This is a genomic window from Sphingomonas sp. (genome assembly GCF_035714405.1).
Taxonomy (GTDB): domain Bacteria; phylum Pseudomonadota; class Alphaproteobacteria; order Sphingomonadales; family Sphingomonadaceae; genus Sphingomonas.
This window is the reverse complement of the sequence record NZ_DASTMA010000028.1, coordinates 1-20,720: the sequence shown is the minus strand read 5'-3', so window position 1 is coordinate 20,720 and position 20,720 is coordinate 1. Positions and strand designations below refer to the sequence as shown.

19 protein-coding genes and 1 pseudogene are annotated in these 20,720 nt (G+C 68.5%); 6 read left to right on the top strand and 14 right to left on the bottom strand.

Annotated features, from left to right (window positions below; genetic code table 11):
* Window positions 1–58: 58 nt before the first annotated feature.
* The 3 genes from VFQ64_RS15015 to mdh form a co-directional block, all read right to left on the bottom strand.
* Window positions 59–3,016, bottom strand: coding sequence for a 2-oxoglutarate dehydrogenase E1 component (locus VFQ64_RS15015; RefSeq protein WP_325104159.1), 2,958 nt, complete (start codon window positions 3,014–3,016; stop codon window positions 59–61).
* A gap of 169 nt (window positions 3,017–3,185) precedes the next feature.
* A complete protein-coding gene (gene sucD / locus VFQ64_RS15010) occupies window positions 3,186–4,070 on the bottom strand; it encodes a succinate--CoA ligase subunit alpha (RefSeq protein WP_325104158.1) in 885 nt (294 codons plus the stop codon).
* Window positions 4,071–4,115: 45 nt separating this feature from the next.
* Window positions 4,116–5,078 (bottom strand): malate dehydrogenase, encoded by a 963-nt coding sequence (gene mdh / locus VFQ64_RS15005; protein WP_325104157.1) that lies wholly within the window; start codon window positions 5,076–5,078, stop codon window positions 4,116–4,118.
* Between the two features lie 164 nt (window positions 5,079–5,242).
* Here mdh and VFQ64_RS15000 point away from each other — a divergent pair, with 164 nt between their 5' ends.
* Together VFQ64_RS15000 and VFQ64_RS14995 are read left to right on the top strand one after the other, a co-directional pair.
* Window positions 5,243–6,337, top strand: coding sequence for a hypothetical protein (locus VFQ64_RS15000; protein ID WP_325104156.1), 1,095 nt, complete (start codon window positions 5,243–5,245; stop codon window positions 6,335–6,337).
* Complete coding sequence (locus VFQ64_RS14995) at window positions 6,334–7,386, top strand: phosphotransferase family protein (protein WP_325104155.1); 1,053 nt, start codon at window positions 6,334–6,336, stop codon at window positions 7,384–7,386. Before VFQ64_RS15000 ends, VFQ64_RS14995 begins: the two co-directional genes overlap by 4 nt.
* Before the next feature lie 136 nt (window positions 7,387–7,522).
* On the opposite strand, the gene zapE is transcribed toward VFQ64_RS14995, so the two are convergent.
* The 7 genes from zapE to VFQ64_RS14960 form a co-directional block, all read right to left on the bottom strand.
* Complete coding sequence (gene zapE, locus VFQ64_RS14990; protein WP_325104154.1) at window positions 7,523–8,620, bottom strand: cell division protein ZapE; 1,098 nt, start codon at window positions 8,618–8,620, stop codon at window positions 7,523–7,525.
* The gene (locus VFQ64_RS14985) at window positions 8,617–9,789 is read right to left on the bottom strand and encodes an acyltransferase (protein WP_325104153.1); all 1,173 of its coding nucleotides are present in this window, start codon (window positions 9,787–9,789) and stop codon (window positions 8,617–8,619) included. Before VFQ64_RS14985 ends, zapE begins: the two co-directional genes overlap by 4 nt.
* Window positions 9,786–10,235 (bottom strand): PaaI family thioesterase, encoded by a 450-nt coding sequence (locus tag VFQ64_RS14980; RefSeq protein ID WP_325104152.1) that lies wholly within the window; start codon window positions 10,233–10,235, stop codon window positions 9,786–9,788. Before VFQ64_RS14980 ends, VFQ64_RS14985 begins: the two co-directional genes overlap by 4 nt.
* Before the next feature lie 256 nt (window positions 10,236–10,491).
* Window positions 10,492–11,286: a succinate dehydrogenase iron-sulfur subunit gene (locus tag VFQ64_RS14975; RefSeq protein WP_325104151.1), complete on the bottom strand. Its 795-nt coding sequence runs from the start codon at window positions 11,284–11,286 to the stop codon at window positions 10,492–10,494.
* Window positions 11,287–11,342: 56 nt separating this feature from the next.
* Complete coding sequence (gene creD, locus VFQ64_RS14970) at window positions 11,343–12,719, bottom strand: cell envelope integrity protein CreD (RefSeq protein ID WP_325104150.1); 1,377 nt, start codon at window positions 12,717–12,719, stop codon at window positions 11,343–11,345.
* A gap of 123 nt (window positions 12,720–12,842) precedes the next feature.
* Window positions 12,843–13,421, bottom strand: coding sequence for an ATP-dependent Clp protease proteolytic subunit (locus VFQ64_RS14965; RefSeq protein WP_325104149.1), 579 nt, complete (start codon window positions 13,419–13,421; stop codon window positions 12,843–12,845).
* Window positions 13,422–13,445: 24 nt separating this feature from the next.
* On the bottom strand, window positions 13,446–14,468 hold the full coding sequence (locus tag VFQ64_RS14960) for a C13 family peptidase (RefSeq protein ID WP_325104148.1): 1,023 nt from the start codon (window positions 14,466–14,468) through the stop codon (window positions 13,446–13,448).
* 91 nt (window positions 14,469–14,559) lie between these two features.
* Between VFQ64_RS14960 and VFQ64_RS14955 the strand changes: the two genes are divergently transcribed.
* Window positions 14,560–15,567 (top strand): SDR family oxidoreductase, encoded by a 1,008-nt coding sequence (locus tag VFQ64_RS14955; RefSeq protein ID WP_325104147.1) that lies wholly within the window; start codon window positions 14,560–14,562, stop codon window positions 15,565–15,567.
* A 145-nt stretch (window positions 15,568–15,712) separates the two neighbouring features.
* On the opposite strand, the gene VFQ64_RS14950 is transcribed toward VFQ64_RS14955, so the two are convergent.
* The gene (locus VFQ64_RS14950; RefSeq protein ID WP_325104146.1) at window positions 15,713–16,576 is read right to left on the bottom strand and encodes a glycoside hydrolase; all 864 of its coding nucleotides are present in this window, start codon (window positions 16,574–16,576) and stop codon (window positions 15,713–15,715) included.
* Between the two features lie 19 nt (window positions 16,577–16,595).
* Between VFQ64_RS14950 and VFQ64_RS14945 the strand changes: the two genes are divergently transcribed.
* The gene (locus VFQ64_RS14945; RefSeq protein WP_325104145.1) at window positions 16,596–16,877 is read left to right on the top strand and encodes a hypothetical protein; all 282 of its coding nucleotides are present in this window, start codon (window positions 16,596–16,598) and stop codon (window positions 16,875–16,877) included.
* Window positions 16,874–17,191, top strand: coding sequence for a type II toxin-antitoxin system PemK/MazF family toxin (locus tag VFQ64_RS14940; RefSeq protein WP_325104144.1), 318 nt, complete (start codon window positions 16,874–16,876; stop codon window positions 17,189–17,191). The genes VFQ64_RS14945 and VFQ64_RS14940 overlap by 4 nt, the downstream gene beginning before the upstream one ends.
* Window positions 17,192–17,193: 2 nt before the next feature.
* Here VFQ64_RS14940 and sdhA read toward each other — a convergent pair whose 3' ends face one another.
* The 3 genes from sdhA to sdhC are packed head-to-tail and all read right to left on the bottom strand — an operon-like array spanning window position 17,194 to window position 19,810.
* Complete coding sequence (gene sdhA / locus VFQ64_RS14935; RefSeq protein ID WP_325104143.1) at window positions 17,194–19,011, bottom strand: succinate dehydrogenase flavoprotein subunit; 1,818 nt, start codon at window positions 19,009–19,011, stop codon at window positions 17,194–17,196.
* Window positions 19,011–19,397, bottom strand: a complete 387-nt coding sequence (gene sdhD / locus VFQ64_RS14930) for a succinate dehydrogenase, hydrophobic membrane anchor protein (RefSeq protein ID WP_325104142.1) — start codon at window positions 19,395–19,397, stop codon at window positions 19,011–19,013. Before sdhD ends, sdhA begins: the two co-directional genes overlap by 1 nt.
* Complete coding sequence (sdhC, locus tag VFQ64_RS14925) at window positions 19,397–19,810, bottom strand: succinate dehydrogenase, cytochrome b556 subunit (RefSeq protein WP_325104141.1); 414 nt, start codon at window positions 19,808–19,810, stop codon at window positions 19,397–19,399. The genes sdhD and sdhC overlap by 1 nt, the downstream gene beginning before the upstream one ends.
* A gap of 145 nt (window positions 19,811–19,955) precedes the next feature.
* On the opposite strand from sdhC, the pseudogene VFQ64_RS14920 reads away from it, so the two are divergent.
* Window positions 19,956–20,720, top strand: a pseudogene (locus tag VFQ64_RS14920) (chemotaxis protein); the annotation flags it as partial.

Below are 20,720 nucleotides of genomic sequence, written 5' to 3'. Positions count from 1 at the left end.
TTACATCAACCTCCGCAACCGGACCCCCGCCTTGGCGAGGGAGGATGCGGCGGTGGAACTACGACGCCGCCTTGCCCGCCTTCTTGTCGCTTTCGCGGTTGCGGCGGACTTCCTCGCGGACCGAATGGCCCAGCGCATCGGCGATGAGGGCACCCTGTTCGAGCTGGTGACGTTTCATCAGCCCGGTCGCCGGCGACGCGGCCGGCGCGCGACCCGCGTAGCGCGCGCGCTTTACCGGCGCTCCGGCGGCCTTCAGCGCATCCTCGATGAAGGGCTCGACGAAGAACCAATAGCCGTTGTTGCGCGGCTCTTCCTGGCACCACACCACGTCCTCAAGCGCCGGCATTCGCCGCAGGCGGACGGCGAGCGGGTCGCCGGGGAAAGGATAGAGCTGCTCGATACGGACGATCTGCGTCTCGGTATCGCCCGCCGCATCGCGTGCTTCGATCAGGTCGAAGGCGACCTTGCCCGAGCAGAGCACCAGCCGCTTCGTCCGCTCGTCGGGCGCGCCGTTGGTATCCGACAGAATGCGCTTGAAGTGGCTGTCGCCCTGGAAGTCCTCGGCCTTGGAGACAGCGAGCTTGTGGCGGAGCAGCGACTTGGGCGTCATCACCACCAGCGGCTTGCGGAAGCTGCGGTGCATCTGGCGGCGGAGCAGGTGGAAGTAGTTGGCGGGCGTGGTGATGTTCGCGACCTGCATGTTGTCGCCCGCGCATAGCTGCAGGAAGCGTTCGGGGCGTGCCGACGAATGCTCCGGCCCCTGCCCTTCATAACCGTGCGGCAGCAGCATCACGAGGCCGTTGGCGCGCAGCCACTTGGCTTCGCCAGCGGCGATGAACTGGTCGATCATGATCTGCGCGCCATTGGCGAAGTCGCCGAACTGCGCCTCCCACAACACCAGCGTCTTGGGGTCGGCGAGCGCATAGCCGTATTCGAAGCCTAGTACGCCGTACTCGGACAGCGGGCTGTCGAGCACCTCGAAACGGCCGTGCGGGATGGTCTGCAAAGGCACGAATTTGTGCTCGTCGGTCTGGTCGACCCACACGGCGTGACGCTGGCTGAAGGTACCGCGGCCGGAGTCCTGGCCGGACAGGCGAACGCCATAGCCTTCTGACAGCAGCGCGCCGAACGCCAGCGCCTCGCCCGTTGCCCAGTCGAAATTCCGGCCGGTCTCGAACATCTGCCGCTTCGCGTCGAGCACGCGCCCCAGCGTCTTGTGGATGGCGAGGTCGTCCGGCGCGGTGGTCAGCGTGCGGCCGAGCGCGGTGAAGAGCTTGGGCTCGATGCCGGTCTCGACGTTGCGGCGCGCGGTCTCGGCGTCAGCGGGCGCGTGCAGGCCCGACCAGCGACCGGCGAACCAGTCGGCCTTGTTGGGCTTATAGCCCTGTCCCGCCTCGAACTCGCCTTCCAGCGTCTGCGTATATTGCTGGATGTTCTCAGCAAGCCAGCCCTTGTCGATCACGCCCTGCTCGACCAAGCGGCCCGCGTAGAGCTCGCTGACCGGTGCGTGGTCGCGGATCGCCTTGTACATCAGCGGCTGGGTGAAGCCCGGCTCGTCGCCCTCGTTATGGCCGAAGCGGCGATAGCACCACATGTCGATGACGACATCCCGGTGGAAGCACTGCCGGAACTCGATCGCCATCTTGGTGGCGAAGGTCACCGCCTCCGGATCGTCGCCGTTGACGTGGAAGACCGGCGCCTGGACGCCCTTCGCCACGTCGGAGGGATAAGGCGAGGAACGCGCGAATTGCGGCGAGGTCGTGAAACCGATCTGGTTGTTGATGATGTAGTGGACGCAGCCGCCGGTGTTGTAGCCCTTAATGCCGGAGAAGCCGAGGCACTCCCAGACGATCCCCTGCCCCGCGAACGCCGCGTCGCCATGGATCAGCACCGGCAGCGAACCCGTATGCTCCTTGAGATCGCTTGCGATCGTCTGGATCGCCCGGATCTTGCCGAGCACCACCGGGTCCGCCGCCTCGAGGTGCGATGGGTTGGCGACCAGGCTCATATGAACGTGGATGCCGTCGAACTCGCGATCGGTCGATGTACCCAGATGGTACTTCACGTCGCCCGAGCCGCCAATGTCGTCGGGGTTGGCGGAGCCGCCCGCGAACTCGTGGAAGATTACCCGCGTCGGCTTGGCCATGACGTTGGCGAGCACGTTGAGCCGGCCGCGATGCGCCATGCCGATGACGATCTCGCGTACACCCATCTGGCCGCCATATTTGATGACGGATTCGAGCGCCGGAATCATGCTTTCGCCGCCGTCGAGGCCGAAGCGCTTGGTGCCGACGTACTTGCGGCCGAGGAACTTCTCCCACTGCTCGGCGGCGACGACCTTGTTGAGGATCGCCTTCTTGCCTTCGGGCGTGAAGTCGGCGCCCTTGTCCTTGCCCTCCATGCGGTCCTGCAGGAAGCGACGCTCGTCGACATCGGCGATGTGCATGTATTCGAGGCCGACATTGCCGCAGTAATTGCGCCGCAGCGTGTCGACGAGCTCGCGCACCGTTCCCCACTCCATGCCCATCGCCCCGCCCAGATAGACGGGGCGGTCGATATCGGCGTCGGAGAAGCCGTGATACTCGGTCTTGAGGTCCTCGGGCATCTCGCGCTTGGCAAGGGCGAGCGGATCGAGATTGGCGGCAAGATGGCCGCGCACACGATAGGTGCGGATCAGCATCATCGCGCGGATGCTGTCGGCGGCGGCCTTGATGATGTCGTCCTTGGACGGCGCCGTCGCCGGCGCGGCGGCTGGCTTCGCGCCGCGCGCGGGCTTTGGCGCGGGCTCCATCTGCGTCGGGTCGAGCGCGGCGGTGAGATCGTCCGTGGTGGCGGGCGGCCAGGCGGGGTTGGACCAGCTCGGCCCGGTCGCGGTGCCCTCCAGGCCCTCGAAGAAGCCACGCCAGCCGGGCTCGACGCTCCCCGGCGCGGTGCGGAAACGATCGTACAGCGATTCCACGAACGCCGGGCTGACGCCGGCGGCAAGGTCGCTGAAGTCCTGGTTTTCGTAGCCCATCAAAACGTCCTTTCCCCTTTCCCCTTGCGGGAGAGGGAGGGAGCAGCGCGCCAGCGCTGCGGAACGGTAAGGGGCGCTACACCCGCGATCATGCGAGCCGCCGGCTCGCACCCCTCATCCGACCTCGCTTGGCGAGGCCACCTTCTCCCGCAAGGGGAGAAGGATTTGATCACCCTTTCAACACCGCGAGCAGCGTCGTACCCAGCTCGGACGGCGACGCGGACACCTTGATGCCGGCCGCTTCCATCGCCGCGATCTTGTCCTCGGCGCCGCCCTGCCCGCCCGAGACGATCGCACCGGCGTGGCCCATGCGCCGGCCCGGCGGCGCGGTGCGGCCGGCGATGAAGCCCGCCATCGGCTTGCTGCGCCCGCGCTTGGCCTCGTCGCGGAGGAACTGCGCCGCCTCTTCCTCGGCCGAGCCGCCGATCTCGCCGATCATGATGATCGACTGGGTCGCGTCGTCGCCGAGGAACAGCTCCAGCACGTCGATGAAGTTGGTGCCGTTGACCGGGTCGCCGCCGATGCCGACCGCAGTGGTCTGACCCAGCCCTGCGTTCGAGGTCTGGAAGACCGCCTCATAGGTGAGCGTGCCGGAGCGGGATACAACCCCGACCGAGCCCTGCTTGAAGATCGAGCCGGGCATGATGCCGATCTTGCACTGGCCCGGTGTCAGTACGCCGGGGCAATTGGGGCCGATCAGGCGGGACCTGGAGCCGCTGAGCGCGCGCTTGACCTTGACCATGTCGAGCACCGGAATGCCTTCGGTGATCGTGACGATCAGCGGCACCTGCGCGTCGATCGCCTCTAGGATCGAGTCGGCGGCGAAGGGCGGCGGCACGTAGATGACGCTCGCGGTCGCGCCGGTCTTCGCGACCGCCTCGGCGACGGTGTTGTAGACGGGCAGGCCGAGATGCTCGGTGCCGCCTTTGCCGGGCGTGACGCCGCCGACCATCTGCGTGCCGTAATCGAGCGCCGCCTTGGTGTGGAAGCTGCCGGTCTCGCCGGTCATGCCCTGGGTGATGACCTTGGTGTTCCGGTCGACGAGGATGCTCATGGTTTCTCCGATTGGACGGGGGGCTGGCCTCGTCGGCCGGCGGGATCAGCTCAGGCTGGAATCAATGCCGCGGCATGCGACCAGCAGTTCCTTGACCGCGTCGACCGAGACCTGGAGGTTGGCCTTTGCCTCGTCCGAAAGCTGGACCTCGATCACCTTCTCCGCGCCGCCGGCGCCGATCAGGACGGGCGCGCCGACATAGAGGTCGTCGATGCCGTACTGGCCGGTGAGGTGGACCGCGGCCGGAAGGATGCGCTTCTGGTCGTAGAGATACGCCTCTGCCATCGCGATGCCGCTGGTGGCGGGGGCGTAATAGGCGGAGCCCGTCTTGAGCAGCGCGACGATCTCACCGCCGCCGCCGCGTGTGCGCTTGATGATCGCGTCGACCTTTTCCTGCGTGGAGAAGCCCATCGCGATCAGGTCGCTGACCGGGATGCCGCTGACGGTCGAGTATTCGAGCACCGGCACCATCGTGTCGCCGTGGCCGCCGAGCACGAAGGTTTGCACGTCCTTGACCGAGACCTTGAACTCGTCCGCCAGGAAGTGGCTGAAGCGGGCGCTGTCGAGGACGCCGGCCATGCCCACGACCATGTGATGGGGCAGCCGAGAGAACTCGCGCAACGCCCAGACCATCGCATCGAGCGGGTTGGTGATGCAGATCACGAAGGCGTCCGGCGCATTGGCGGCGATGCCCTCGCCGACGGCCTTCATCACCTTAAGATTGATGCCGAGCAGGTCGTCGCGGCTCATGCCAGGCTTGCGCGCGACGCCGGCGGTGACGATGATGACATCGGCGCCGGCGATGTCGGCATAATCGTTAGAGCCGGTGATCGTCGCGTCGAAGCCCTCGACCGGGCCGCACTGGGAGAGGTCGAGCGCCTTGCCCTGCGGGATGCCCTCGGCCACGTCGAACAGGACGATGTCGCCGAGACCCTTGAGGGCGGCGAGGTGGGCGAGCGTGCCGCCGATGTTACCGGCGCCGATCAGCGCGATCTTCTTGCGGGCCACGTAGCTCTCCGGAAGGTGTCGAAGTTGCCGCGCGCATAGGCTCACTTTGACGATCGGGCAACCGCAAAGACATGTTATCGCGAATGCTTCGCAATAGCGATAGAGGCGCCGTTTGCATAGCGGGGGCGGCCGGGGCAACATCCCTCGAGAAGAAGGAGAGGGACATGCTGACGCGGGGCGACGATTATCCGCTGCACCAGACGCCGGAACCGGTGGCGATCGCGCAGGCCGAGCGCAACTTCTATGACCGCTATTTCTTCAACGGCTACAGCGCCGACGGGACGCTGTTCTTCGCCGCCGCGCTCGGCGTGTATCCGCAGCTGGACATCATCGACGCGGCGTTCTGCGTCATGACCGAGGGCGTCCAGCACAACCTGCGCGCGTCGCGACGGTTGCGGGGCGAGCGGCTGGACCTGCAGGTCGGGCCGATCCGGGTGGAGGTGGTGGAGCCGCTGCAGCGGCTGCGGCTGATCGTCGGGGACAACGCATCGCCGCTGCGTGCCGACCTGACGTTCACGGCTCGCCACGCCGCGATCGAGGAGCCGCGCTTCACGCGCCGGCAGGGCGCGCGGCTGCAGATGGACTATACGCGGCTGACGCAGAACGGCGGCTGGTCGGGCGAAGTGACGGTCGCGGGCCGCACCCTTGCGATCGACCCCGCCCGCCACCTCGGCACACGCGACCGCAGCTGGGGCATCCGCCCGATCGGCGCGCCCGAATCCCAGCCCGCGCCGGCCGCCGCCGCGCCGCAGTTCTGGTGGCTGTGGATGCCGCTCAACTTCCCCGACGCGAGCGCGTTCTTCCACAGCAACGACGATGCGGCAGGCGCAGCGTGGAACCGGCGTGGGGCGATCGTGCCGGACGGTGCGGACCCGCGCGAGTTCACCGTCGCCGACATCGGCTGCGTCTATCACCCCGGCACCCGCAGGCTGAGCCGGGTACAGCTGGAGCCGTGGCCCGGCTGTTCGCTGACGGTCACCCCGCGCGGGCCCGCTTTTTTCATGTCGGGGCTCGGCTATCTGCACCCGAGCTGGGGGCACGGCATGGATCACGGCGCCGAGCCGGCGGTCGCGTACGACGTCGCCAGCGCCGGGTTCGAAACGCCGCCCGGCCTTGCCAACCTCCACGTCCAGGTGCCGGCGGACGCCGAGCTGGTGATCGACGGCCGGATGCGACGGGGCCACGGCGCGGTCGAGCAGCTGTTCCTGGGGCCGCATGCCGCGAGCGGGCTGACGGGGATGCTGGAGCCAAGCCGATGAGCGAGCTCATCCCGGTCGCGCCCGACCAATTCACGCTCCCGTGGGTCGAACAGGTGTTCGGCGCCTCGCCAGGCGCGCTCGCCGGGCTGAGCCATGCGCCGGTGGGCACCGGCCAGGTATGCGACAGCTATCGCTTCGCCTGTAACTGGCGCGACGGAGCGCTGCCCGCGAGCTTTATCGCCAAATGCCCGAGCGCCGACCCGGTGAGCCGCGCCGGCGCCGCCCTGTACCGGCTCTATGCGAGCGAAGTCGGCTGGTATCGCGACTGCGCCGCACACGCGGGTGTGCCGTGTCCCCGCCCCTATCACGCCGCGATCGACGACGACGGCGAACGGTTCGTGCTGTTGCTGGAGGACATGGCGCCGCTCACCCAGGGTGACCAGATCGCGGGCGGCAGCGTCGCGCAGGTCGCCGCCGCGCTCGACGGCGCGGCGGCGCTGCACGCCTGGCGGCCGGCGGGCGGCGACTGGGCGCGGCTGCCGTGGAGCGAGCGTTCGCCTGCCGCCGGCGCGATGCTCCATGCCATTCTATCGGCCTGCTATCCGAAGTTCCGCGCGCGGTTCGCACCGCTGCTCGAGGCGGAGGTCCTGGCGCTGGCGGACGCGTTCGTCGCGCGGCTGGATGTGTATCTGCCGCGGGAGGACGCGGCCGAGTGCCTGCGCCACAGCGACCTGCGGCTCGACAACATCCTGTTCGACGCGAGCGGCACACGCGCGGTGCTGCTCGACTGGCAGACGGTGACCCGCGGCCAGGCGGCGACCGACGTCGCCTATCTGATCGGCACCAGCTTCGCCGATCCGGCGACGCGCGCGGCGCGGGAGGGGGCGCTGATCGACGGTTATCTCGCCAGGCGCGCGGCGCTGGGCCGACCGGCCGAGCGCGACCGGTTCTGGCAAGACTACCGGCGCAATGCGTTCGCCGGGCTGGCGATGGCGATCAACGCGTCGCAATATGTCGAACGGACCGCGCGGGGAGACGCGATGTTCGCGGCGATGGCGGCGCGGCCGGCGCGCATGGCGATCGATCTGGATAGTCTTGACCTGCTTTGAGCCCCGAGGTGGGGCGGTCCTGGACCGGGGGAGCACGCGGAGCGCGTAACGGAAGCGGGAGGACTGCCGCATGCCCGTTCCGGAACCCTCCCCCCTCCGACCGCCTGCACCGGCCACATCCCCTGGCGGGGGAGGCTCATCTCGCGCCGAGCTCGCCGTGACCGCGCGCGAGGTATTCCTCGGAGCGCATCTCCTCGAGGCGGCTGACCGTGCGCTGGAATTCGAAGCGGCCGTCGCCTGTGGGGTAGAGGCCGTCGGGCTGCGCGTCGGCGGCGGCGAGGAGCTTGACCTTGTGCTCGTACAAGGCGTCGATCAGCGACACGAAGCGCGCCGCCTCGTTGCGGTTGTCGGGCCCGAGCACCGGGATGCCGACGAGGATGACGGTGTGGAAGCGGCGCGCGACGGCGAGGTAATCCGCCGCCCCGCGCGCCTCCGCGCACAGCTTCCTGAAGGAGAAGACCGCGACGCCCTTCAGGCATTTGGGCACGTGCAGTGTGCGGCCCTGCACCGCCAGGTCGCAGGTGGGAACCGCTTCGGTCACCTCGTGATCGGTGAGGCGGAAAAAGGCGGCGGAGAGCTGGCGGGTCACCTCCGGGCCGTTGGGCACCAGCCAGATGTCCTGCTGTCCCAGCCGGTCGCGGCGGTAGTCGACCGGGCCGTTGAGCGCGAGCACGTCGAGCGATGCCGTCAGGAGATCGATGAAGGGCAGAAAGTGTTCGCGGTTGAGGCCGTTCCGATAGAGGTCGCCGGGCGCGCGGTTCGAGGTGGTGACCACCGTCACCCCGGCCGCGATCAGGGCGGTGAACAGGCGCGACAGGATCATCGCGTCGGGCGAGTTGGTGACCATCATCTCGTCGAAGGCGAGCAGGCGGGTCTCGGCCGCGAGGTCCACCGCCACCGGCGCGATCGGGTCGCCCGCTTCCTTGCGGCGCTCCACCGCGATGCGGCCATGGACCTCGATCATGAACTCGCCGAAGTGGGTCCGGCGCTTCCGCTCGATGGCGACATGGTCGAAGAACAGGTCCATCAGCATCGACTTGCCGCGACCGACGTCGCCCCACAGATAGACGCCGCGGGCCGGCACGACCTGACGGCGGAACAGGCCACGCTTGCGGGGGTGCTCCAGTTCGGCCGCGAGTGCTTCGAGGCGGCGGGCGGCGGCCTGCTGCTCGGGATCGGGGCGGAGCTCGCCCGCGGCGACCAGCGCGTCATAGGCGGCGAGGACCCCGCTCATGCCGAACGTTGCAGCCGCCGGATCAGCCGCTTGCCGAGGGCGATGCCCGGATCCTCGATCCAGCGCTTGGTGATGCTCGCCACCGCCATGCTGCCGGCGATCGCGAGCAAGAGCGTCGGCAGATAGAGCAGCGCCTGCATTCCCGGCGTCGCGCCGAATGTGCGCAACACGATGTTGGTCCCGGCCCAGGCAAACAGGAAATGACAGACGTACATGGAATAGGACAGCTGTCCGACCCGCGCGAGCAGTCCGCCCAGCGCCGGCAGCCGCCCCGCGCGCGCTAGGTTGAGCAGGTAGACGAAGGAGACCGCCGCCACCGGCGGGCCTAAAGTCGGTCCGATCCAAGCGGCCAGCCCGATCTGATCGCCGTATAGCAAGGCGAAGGCGGCGATGGTGGCGAGCGCGAAGCTCGCGGCGTCGCGTACGGGCTGCGGCGCTAATCTTCCGTCGGCGATCAGCAGGGCGCAACCAAGGCCGATCACGAAGACGGGAAGCTGGTTAGCGATACTGAAATAGACGACGTTGTTGTTGGCGATCTCCGGCCCGCCCGCCGCTGCCGTCGCCGTCTGCACGACCAGGCTGACGCCGATCGCCGCCGCCGTCCAGGCTGCGAGTCCGCTTACGCCCAGCTGGCGATAGGTGAACGCCACGGCCGGCAGCAGCGCCGGGAACAGCGCGTAGAACATCATCTCGGTGGAGATCGACCAGCCGCCCGGCACCACCGAATTGTACGCGGCACTCGACAAGCCGTGCACGAAGAGGAAGTTCAGCAGGACGTTGGCGGCGGTGTACGAACTATCACCGACGGCGCGCCCGGTGGCGCGGCGGGCCGCGTCGAGCAGGCCGTAACCCAGGATCGCGCACCAATAGAGCGGCGCGATGCGGAAGATGCGGCGCAGGTAGAAGTTGCGGGTGGCGTGGCGCTCGCCCGACCGCAGCTGCGCCGAGCGGCACAGCGTGAAGGCGGAGGCGACGAAGAACAGCTGCACACCCATCTGGCCGTAGGAGGCCGCGAACCGGATCGGCGCCAGCGCGTCGAAGGCCTGGCTGTGATGCACCCAGATCACCAGCAGCACGGCGAGGCCGCGGAGCGCGTCGACGAAGGCGAGCTTGTCGGTGTCGGCGATGCGGCGGGCGTCGACCGGCGCCTCGACCGCGCTGGTGGTCAACGATCGCCCATCTTGCGCAGCGTACCGGTGAAGCTGGCGATGGTGGGCTGGCCCTCCTGCACGATCAGGCCGCGCAGGAAGAGCAGGCGGCCGGTCTCGCGCAGCAGCTCGATCCGGGCTTCCATGGGCTCGTCGATCCGGCCGCCGCCGATGAACTGCGCGGACAGGTCGAGCGTCACCGCGCCGCCGGCAGTGAGCGCGCCGAGCCCGCGCGAGGCGGCGAACAGCGCCACGTCCATGAAGCCGAGCAGCGCGCCGCCATGGACATGATCGCGCATGTTGGAGTGCTCGCGGCGCGGCAGCATGCGGACGCGGGCGACCCCGTCGTCGATGCGGACGTGGAGGGGTTCGATGAAGGCGTTGAAGCGGGTCGGATCGCGGAATTGCCAGCGTTTCCAGCCGGGTTCGGCGGGGTCGTCGTCGTAGCAGAAGAGGGGTTCGGTCACGGGGGTGCGTTAGCGGTGTCGGATCGCTGCGTCACCCCGGACAAAGGGCGTAGCGGCGTCCCACTGCTGCTTCCCCGGCGAAGGCCGGGGTCCAGTTTCGAGCTTGTTCGTGGCGGAGGGCGAACCTTCCCAACCGGAACCGTGGCAACTGGGCCCCGGCTTCCGCCAGGGAAGATAGAAGTCGGGCTGCGCAGCGATAGTTGTCGGCCGAGTTGCCGGTCTCCCGAGCAGCTTCGCGGCGCGTGTGCAGGCGGCGTTAGAGGCTGCGTTCCATCTCCATCTTCTTGATCTCCGCGATCGCCTTGGCCGGGTTCAGGCCCTTCGGACAGACGTTGGCGCAGTTCATGATCGTGTGGCAGCGATAGAGGCGGAAGGGGTCTTCCAGCTCGTCGAGCCGCTCGCCGGTCATCTCGTCGCGGCTGTCCGCCAGGAAGCGATAGGCCTGGAGCAGGATCGCGGGGCCGAGGAACTTGTCGCCGTTCCACCAATAGCTGGGGCACGAGGTCGAGCAGCAGGCGCACAGGATGCACTCGTAGAGGCCGTCGAGCTTGGCGCGATCCTCTGGCGACTGCAGCCGCTCCTTGCCCGACGGCGCGGTAGTGACGGTCTGCAGCCACGGCTTGATCGAGGCGTATTGCGCGTAGAAATGGGTGAAGTCCGGCACCAGGTCCTTGATCACGTCCATCGCGGGCAGCGGCGTGATCTTCACCTCGCCCTTCACGTCCTCGATCGCGGTGGTGCAGGCGAGCCCATTGCGGCCGTCGATGTTCATCGAGCAGCTGCCGCAGATGCCCTCGCGGCACGAGCGGCGGAAGGTCAGCGTGGAATCCTGCTCCGCCTTCAGCTTGATGAGCGCGTCGAGCACCATCGGGCCGGTCTGGTCGAGATCGAGCTCGAACGTGTCGTAGCGCGGGTTCTGGCCGCTGTCGGGATCGTAGCGGTAGATCTTGAACTTGCGCAGGCGGCCGGGTTTGGCCTGAACCGCGGCGGGCGCGGCGTGCGCCTTGCCCTTCTGGATGCGGCTGTTCGGGGGCAGGCGGAAATCGGCCATCTGGGTCCTCTTGCGTTGGGGGCGAGATAGCGAGCCTCGCCCCCACTCACAACGCCTTAAGCCGCCCGCACCCCGCTCCAGTCCAGTCGCCGGGTGACATACATCACGCCGGCCAGCGCGACGAAGAGGAGGACGGAGCCGATCAGCAGGCTGAACGCCTCGAGACTGAGCAGCACATAGAGCACCGCGTAGAGGGCGGCGAGCAGCCCGGCGATGAGGCCGCCGCGCCGCCAGCTGCCCAGCACCGCCGCCGAATAGGCGGTCAGCAGCCCGATGATCGCGCCGGCCGCGATGACATAGGCGAAGGCGAACCCGACCACTTCGGCAAAGGCGAGCAGCAGGACGAAGAACAGGATCAGCGCGACGCCGACAAGCAGGTATTCAGGGACCGCGACGCGCACGCCGCCGATGACGTCGAACAGCAGGAACGCGGCAAAGGTGAAGCCGATGAACAGGAACCCGTACTTCACCGAGCGATCGACCTGGCTGTAGAGGTCGACGGGGGCGACGAGATCGACGCGCGCCTCGTAGTCGCCCGCGATCCCGGCAGCTTCGCCGGCGCTGCGGGCAGGCGCATCGGTGCGGCCGGCATCGGCGGTGTCGACGAGCGAGCGGCCGAGCGCGAGATTGCCGACCTGCCAGCGGGCGTCAAAGCCCTTGGCCGAGACGCTGCGCTGCGTCGGCAGGAAGCCGCCGGAAAAGCCCGGGCTTTCCCAGGGTGAGGTGACGCGCCAGCGGGTGTCGCCCGCCTGCGGGACGAGGCCGAGCCAGGCGTTGCCGCGAAAGCCGAAGGAGAAGGATACCGGCAGCGGCGCTCCGGCCAGGGTCGAGGCGTCGACCGGGGCGACGAAGCCGGAGCCGCCGGTCTCCGCCGGACCACGGCCGGGCCTGAGCGTCGCCGGGCGGCCCGCGACGGTGACGCTGGGCGGTGTGCCGACCAGCCCGCGCGGGTCGGAGAGGCCGAAGCGGAGTTCGGCGCGGGCGAGATCGAGCTGGGCGGCGGCGACGCCGCTGCGGGCGAGATCGACCGGGAGGCTGAAGCTGGCGGTGCCGGTCGCACGCGCGGTGTAGATCACGGCCTCGTAGATCGACTTCTTGCGGCGCTCGGGCGCGATGGTGGCGGCGAGGTTCGCCCGGTCGGGCGCGAGCGTGAGTTCTCGCTGGACGGTGATGGAGCGGGCGACCGCCTTGCCGTTCTCGGTCACCGTCTCCGTCGCCTGCGCCTGATAGGGGATGACGAGCACCGGCCCGGCGAGCCGCTGCGGCCCGCCCCAGCCGGCGACGATGCTGCCCCGCGCGGTCTGCGCCTGGGTCTGGCGGTCCCAGCTGAGCAGATAGACCGCGAACAAGGGCACGGTGAGCATGACGGCGAGGATCACCGCGACGAGCAGTTTGACGCCCGGCGCGCGGGTGTCGGGATTTCGGATGGACATGGCGGCTCCTCGCTGTTGTGGCGAGGATGGAGTGGCGCGGCGCGGGCGCGCTAGCCAGCATGGGTTCGGTGGATTGGGTGTGCAGGATTGGTGGAGCGGGTCGCCGAGCCGGGGTGACGGACGTCAAATCACGTCGAGCACCAGCCCGAGGTCGCGCGCTTCTTCCGCCTCGATGTACCAGGCCGACGCCGCCTTGCGCTTCAGATCGTCGAACTGGACCTGGGTGCCCTGCACCATCGCACGGAAGCCCTCGTCCTGGATGCGGATCGAGTCCGCGATCTCGGCCAGCTTCGCCTCCAGCTTGTAGTGGAGCGTGTTGAGCGGGCCCGACAGGTCGATGGTCGAGCTCATCTGCCGCTCGTGCAGCATGATGCGGCTGCCCCGCGTCAGGAAGCGCTTGTCGGCGGGGAAGCCCGACATGAAGGTGGCGCCGGCGGAATAGACCGCGACCTTGCCCAGGAACAGCGTCTCGCGGCCGGTATATTCGCGGATCAGGCGGATGTCGTCGGCCATCGCGCGCGCCACCTCCGGATCGCCGCCGAGCGTGGTGATCGCGACCACCAGCGGTCCGTCCCCGGACGCGCCGCCGAGCTGGGTCTTGAACCAGCTGTACATGTTATAGTCGACGGCGCCGGCGAGCTGGACCTGCGGCGCGGCGAGGAGCGGGTATTTGACGGCGATGCTGTCGTAGTTCTCGGTCATGGCCCGCCCAACCGGCGCCGGCGCTTATCGTTCCGCGCGCGTCGGCTTCTTTTGCTGCGCTGCAGCAGCAGCGGTCAGCGCGCCGGTCGCCGGGCGGCCGACGAGCGGGGTGGCGGGCGGAAGGCGCGCCTCCAGCCTATCGAGCCAGGTGGCGGCACCGGCGCCGATCGAGACCTGCGGCTGCGAGGGTTCGAGCTTGCCGCTCGCCTCCCAGCCGCCGATCAGCCGCGCCGCGTCCGCCGCCCCGATCGCGAGCGGCACCGGCTTGCGCAGCGCGTGGTTGATCATCGCGTCGCCGAAAAAGGTCCAGTCGTTGTCCGACTGGCAGCCGAAACTGGTGCGATCGGCCGACGAGGCGGTAACGATCGCGGTGGTGTCCGACGCCAGCAGCGGCACGAAGATCCCCGAATAACAGGCGGAGATGAGCAGCAGCCGGTTGCGGATGCCGAGCGTCGACAGGGTGGTCCACAGCCGCGTCGGCGAGATCGCGCCGAAGCCCTGGTCGCCATCGTTGTAGACGATCCCGAAGGGCGCGCCGTGGCTGGTGGTGTAGAGGACGAGCACGTCCTCGTTCGCGTCCATCAGCTCGGCGACACGGGCAAGCACGGCGGTAAGGTTGGCGGGCGAGCCCATCGGCAGCCGGCTCTCGGCGCTACCGTCGCTGCCGGCGAGGACGATGCTGCGGCCGTGGGCGCCATAGCGGCGGGCGAGGACGCGCGCCGCCTCGCGGGCCTCGCGGCCGAACACGGGGTCGCTGTCGAGCGCCACGGTAACGACATAGGCGTCGACGGTGCCTGGGCGCTGCGGCTGCAATGTCGCGAGCGCGGTGGCGAGGCGGCGGTGCTCGGCCAGCAGCTGCGCCGGCGGGCGGTCGCGCTCGATCGCCATGCCCTGATCTGCGAGGAAGGCGAGCTCCTGCGGGCTGGCGCGGTCGATCAGCGGGGCTGCGTACTGGTGCTGCGGCGGCTGATAGCCAGGCGTCTGCGCCGAGGCCGTGAGCGGGAGCAGCGCGGCGGCGGCGAGAAGCGGGCGAAGGAGGCTGAGCATCGCAACCTGTGTTTCGGCCCAGGGAGTTGAGTGTCAAGCGCCGGAACCTCGCACGCGGCGCGCCGGTTGCGTCGGGGCACAGGAGATTTGCATGTCGTTGAAGCTGAAGCCGCTCGCCGAGCAGGTGATCGTCATCACCGGCGCCAGTTCGGGAATCGGGCTGGTCACCGCGCGCACCGCCGCCGGGCGGGGCGCGGCGGTGTTCCTGATCGCGCGCTCCGCCGAGACGCTGGGCGAGGTGGCACGCGAGATCAACAATGCCGGGGGCCGTGTCGACTTCGCGGAGGCGGATGTCGGCGACTTCGCGGCCGTGCAGGCGGCGGCGGCGCAGGCGGTCGCGAAGTTCGGACGGATCGATAGTTGGGTCAACGATGCCGGCAGCGCGATCTATGGGCCGGTGCTCGACTGTCCGCTGGACGAGCAGGCGCAGCTGTTCCGCACCAACTATTTCGGCGTCGTGCATGGCTGCATGGCGGCGGTGTCGCATCTGAGGAACGGTGGCGCGATCGTGACGGTCGGCAGCCTGGCGAGCGACATGCCGTCGCCGCCGCTGGGCATCTATTCGGCGACCAAACATGCCGCCAAGGCCTATGTCGAGGTGCTGCGCATGGAGCTTGCCGCCGACGACGTGCCGATCTCGATCACGCTGGTGAAGCCGGCGGGCATCGACACGCCGATCGGCCAGCATGCGTCGAACCACGGATCGGACAAGGAGGCGCAGATTCCGCCGCCGGCCTATGATCCGCAACTGGTGGCGGACGCGATCCTCGACTCGTGCGAACACCCGCGCCGCGAGGTGACGGTGGGCGGCGTCGGCCGCGCGCAAGTGCTGTTCTCGCAGCATTTTCCCGGCCTGTACGAATGGCTGGCGCCGCGGGTGGCGAAGGGCGCTTATTCTCCGAACAAGCCGCAGCCCGGGCCGTCGAACCTGTTCGATGCGGGGCCAGCCGGACAAGAGCGGTCGGGCGAGCATCCGGCGCGGCTGCGGCACAGCCTTTACACCAGCGCGGTGCTGCACCCGAAGACGACGCTCGGACTGGGCGTGCTCGCGGCGGCCGCGGCGCTGTTGTTCGCCAATCGCGGGCGGAAGGACGACTGAGCGCGGGGAGCAGCGGACGGGCGGAGTGCGCTCGCATGATCGGATGAACCTGGTGCTTCTCCGGCGGACGCCGGAGCCTGGTCCGCGGCGCGGCCGACTGGGCCCCGACTTCCGCCGGGAAGGGTGATCTGGCAACAGCCGACTCTTAGCAAACTTCAGCCGTGAACTTCGGGAGCGGCCCCGGCGGCACCCGTGCGGGATGGTTCCACCAGCGGTCGCCGGCAAGGCGGTGGCGGTCGCCATAGGCCGCGCGCAGCACGGCGGCGAGTGCCGGATCGTAGCGCGCGAGATCGCGGTCGGAGAGCACCTGGACCTCCCCGAACTTTACCAGGCGCCCGGAGTTGAAGTGGAACTGCGTCCCTACCGCCCAATATTCGTCGATCGTCGTGGAGGCGTACTCGCCCTTCCAGCGGCCACGCTTGAGCGCATCGGCATAGGCGCGCTGGATTCGAGCAAAGAGCGGCCGATCAACCGCGCGGACCGCCTGCAGGACGCTATGCGCGAACTCGTGCACCAGGATGCTCTCGCCGCGATACCGGTCGCCCGGCAGCGCCAGCAGGTTCTCCGCCCCGGCGCTGGTCAGCGGCCCGGACATGCCGCGCGCGCGGGCGTTCCAGTATTCGCGGTCCGTCATCGCGCCGATGCGGGTGGCATAATGCTTGCGCTCGCACCGCGTGAGGCGGGGATCGTCAGGCGCGGGGCGGGTCCAGTGACGCTGCTCGGGCAAGTCGGTGGTGGTCTCGTCGGGCGCCATCACCGCGACGCGGTAACCTTTCGCAATCAGCCAGCGGCGGAGGTCGGGCCGGTCCGCGAGCATGTCGGTGACGACGTCGCGGGCGGCGGCCAGCGCCTCCTCGGGCGCGCGGGCGGAGGCGATGACAGGCAGGCCGCCGGCGTCAAGGCGTTGGGTGTAGAACAAGTCGGGCCGCTGCGGTTGCGGCGGCGCAAATGCGATCACCACCGCTAGCATCGAAACAGCCAGTGAGTTGTACATTGTGCTTACGGCCATCTCGAACTATTTATCGTTGATGCAGACCACGCTTCGCAAGATGGGCAATTCCACCGGCATGATAGTGCCGAAAGCGATATTGCAGGAGATTGGTGCCACGGCGGGTACGCCGATGGACGTGCAGGTCGAGGGCGGGAAGCTGATCGCGACGCCGCGTCTGCACCCGCGCCAAGGCTGGGCTGAAGACGCTGCGTTGGTCGCTGCTGCTGAAGAGGATCCCGATGAGGCCGCATGGTGCGCGTTCGGCAACGATGGGGATGATGAATGGGTGTGGGACGACGCTGAAGACGCTGCCAAGTGAAGCGGGGCGACATATGGCTGGTCACGCTTGATCCGACGGTAGGAACTGAAATCCAGAAGACAAGACCGTGCGTGATCGTGTCGCCCGACGAGCTGAACGGCATCCTCCGGCGCGTGATCGTGGCGCCGATGACGGGCGGGAGCCACCCTGCGTCGTTCCGGGTACCCACGACGTTCAAGGGAAAAACCGGATTGATCCTGCTTGATCAGATCAGAACGGTCGATCGTCGCCGATGCATCAAGCGGGTCGGGGGCGCCGACCAAGCTACCCTGAATGCCGCGCTAGATGTGCTGGCGAGCCTCTTCGGCCGCTGACATCAATATACCCGCTTCTTCGGCTTGATGTACTCGGCGTCGTCGGTCAGCGTGTAATCGTGGACCGGGCGGTACGAGACTTCGGTCGCACCCCCCTGCCCGCCCCAGCCCTCAAAGGTCATCAGCGTGTGCTTCATCCAGTTCGCGTCGTCGCGATCCGGGAAGTCCTCATTGACATGGGCGCCGCGCGATTCCCTGCGGTTGGCGGCGGACTCCATCGTCACCACCGACTGCGCCAGCAGGTTGTCGAGCTCGAGCGTCTCGACCAGGTCGGTGTTCCAAATCAGCGAACGGTCCTGCACCGACACGTCGGTCAGGCGCTGATAGGTCGCCGCGATCTTGGCCTGACCCTCGCCCAGCAGCGCGTTGTCGCGGAACACCGCGCAATGCTTCTGCATGGTGCGCTGCATGTCGTTGCGGATCACCGCGGTGGGCGAACCGCCCTTCGCGTTGCGGAAGGTGTCCAGGCGGGAGAGCGACAGCTCCTCCGAACCCTTGGGCAGCGGGTTGTGCGGGGTGCCGGGCTTCATGATGTCGCGGATGCGCAGGCCCGTCGCGCGGCCGAACACGACCAGATCTATCAGGCTGTTGGAGCCGAGCCGGTTGGCGCCGTGGACCGACACGCACGCGGCCTCGCCGACCGCGAACAGGCCGGGGACGATGGTGTCGGGGTTGCCGTTCTGGAGGTGCACGACCTCGCCATGATAGTTGGTCGGAATGCCGCCCATGTTGTAGTGGACGGTCGGCGTGACGGGCAGCGGCTGGCGCGTGAGGTCGACGCCGGCGAAGATCTTGCCGGTCTCGGTGATGCCCGGGAGCCGCTCGTGCAGCACCTTGGGATCGATATGGTCGAGGTGGAGGAAGATGTGGTCCTTCTCCGGGCCGACGCCGCGCCCCTCGCGCATCTCCAGCGCCATCGAGCGGCTGACCACGTCGCGCGACGCCAGGTCCTTCGCCGACGGGGCATAGCGTTCCATGAACCGCTCCCCTTCCGAATTGGTCAGGTAGCCGCCCTCGCCGCGCGCGCCCTCGGTGATGAGCACGCCCGCGCCGTAGATGCCGGTCGGGTGGAACTGCACGAACTCCATGTCCTGCAGCGGCAGGCCGGCGCGCAGCACCATCGCGTTGCCGTCACCGGTGCAGGTGTGGGCGCTCGTCGCGGAGAAATAGCAGCGGCCATAGCCGCCGGTCGCCAGCACCACCTGATGCGCGCGGAAGCGGTGGATCGAGCCGTCGTCCATGCACAGCGCGATGACGCCGCGGCAGATGCCGTTCTCCATGATCAGGTCGAGCGCGAAATACTCGACATAGAAGTCCGCGTCATACTTGAGCGACTGCTGATAGAGCGAGTGCAGCATCGCGTGGCCGGTGCGGTCGGCGGCGGCGCAGGTGCGCTGGACCGGCGGCCCTTCGCCCATGTTCTGCATGTGGCCGCCGAACGGGCGCTGGTAGATGGTGCCGTCGTCGTTGCGGGAGAACGGCACGCCGGCATGTTCGAGCTCGATCACCGCGGCGGGCGCCTCGCGGACCATGTATTCGATCGCGTCCTGGTCGCCGAGCCAGTCGGAGCCCTTGACCGTGTCGTACATGTGCCATGACCAATGGTCCGGCGAATTGTTGCCGAGCGACGCGGCGATCCCGCCCTGGGCGGCGACGGTGTGGCTGCGGGTCGGGAACACCTTGGTGATGCAGGCGGTCTTGAGCCCGCTTTCGGCGATCCCCATCGTCGCGCGCAGGCCCGAGCCGCCGGCGCCGACGACCACCGCGTCATAGGTGTGGTCGACGATCTTGTAGGCGCCAGAAGAACCAGGAAAACTCATCAGCGCGGGGCTCCGGTGAAGGCGAGGCGGAGGACGGAGAAGATCGCGATCGCGCCGAGCACGACCACATAGAGGTTGAGCAGCACCATCAGCACCACGCGGGTATGGTCGTGCTGGTAATCCTCGATCACCACCTGCAGGCCCAGGCGGAAGTGGTAGAAGACGTTGGCGATCAGCACCGCCATCGGCACCGCCACCCAGGCCGACGACAGCCACATCTTGACGGATGCAAAGTCGAAGCCGGGCTGGCGCGCGAGGGCGAGCAGCAGCCACGCCATCAGCGCGATGTTGAGGCCGGCGGTCAGGCGTTGCCGCCACCAGTGATGGGTGCCCTCCTTGGCGGCGCCGAGGCCGCGGACGCGGCCGATGCTGGTTCCCGTACCCATTATTTCGCCGCCAGGATGTAGCCCCAGTACAGGGCGGTGAGGGTCACGGACGCGGACATGGTGGCGAGCGCGCCCATCTTGTTGCGCTTCAGCTCATAGCCGGCGCCGGTGTCGAGCACGAGGTGGCGGATGCCGCTCATCATGTGCTGGAGCACCGCCCAGCTGAGCCCGACCGCCAACACCCAGCCGACGATGTTCATCGCGCCGGCATCGGTGGTGAACAGGTCCATGAAGGACGTGTAGCTCTCCTCGCCGCTCGCGGTCGCGGCCAGCCACCAGGTCAGCAGCGGCGCGCCGACCAGCGCCATGCCGACGCCGAGCGCGCGGTGGATGATCGAGACCAGCATGTGCGGGCCCCAGCGCCAGACCTGGAGGTGCGGCGAGAGCGGCCGGGTGGATGTGCGCGAGGCCAAGAGCGGGCGTCCTTACGAGTGGCGGGCGTGGCGTGGCCTATAGGCAAGCGGTCCAGCGATGCAAAGCGGTGTGGGGATGACCCAGGTTCTAACCACCTCTTAACCAAGCGGGCCGTAGAGCCGGAGCAACTCCGGAGAACATGCCTTGGCCGCCGTCCTTCCCCCGCCCGAAAGCATCACCAAGACCATCGACCTGGCCGAGCGCCTGCGCGCCTTTGGTCTGGGGCCCGCCGACGTCGCCCTGGCGCGTGAGCTGTGGACGGTCATCGAACCGGAGGCGCGCACCATCGCCAAGGTTCATTGGGAGCGCCGACGGCAGGTCTATGGCGAGCATCAGAACTGGGCGCCGCAGGACCAGGAGCAGACCTACGAACTGGCGGTCGCCTATCTGCGCAACCGCTACAACCGGGTCGACGAGGACGCCTGGGTCAGGTCGGCCGAGCGTACGGTTGCCTCCGCCTATGCCATGGACGTCGGGTTGACGCCGATCCTGGCGATGATCGACGCCGGCGGCCGCGCCACCCACAAGGTCGTCCTGAAGGCTGTCACCGATCGGGAGAAGGCCGCGCGCTTCCATGACCTGCTGCTGCGCCTGGGCGCGCTGGAATCGGATATCTATTTCGCGATCTACAACGGCTATTGTCGCTTCTCCGAACGTGTCGAGCGCGACCGCCTCGCCGTCAACTTCGGCGAGAAGATCGCCACCATGGTGGAGGAAACCTCGCGGGAGGGCGGCGCGCTGCGGCTGAAGGCATCGCAGAGCTCCGCGTCGGCACGCGGCGTCCTGGGCAAGGCTTCGGAGGTTGCGGCGGCGGCGGAGCAGTCGGCGGTGGCGATGCGCGAGGCGGCGCAGACCGCGGCGGGGCTGATCCGGGCGATCGAGGATGCGCGCACCGAGGTGGAGGCGGCA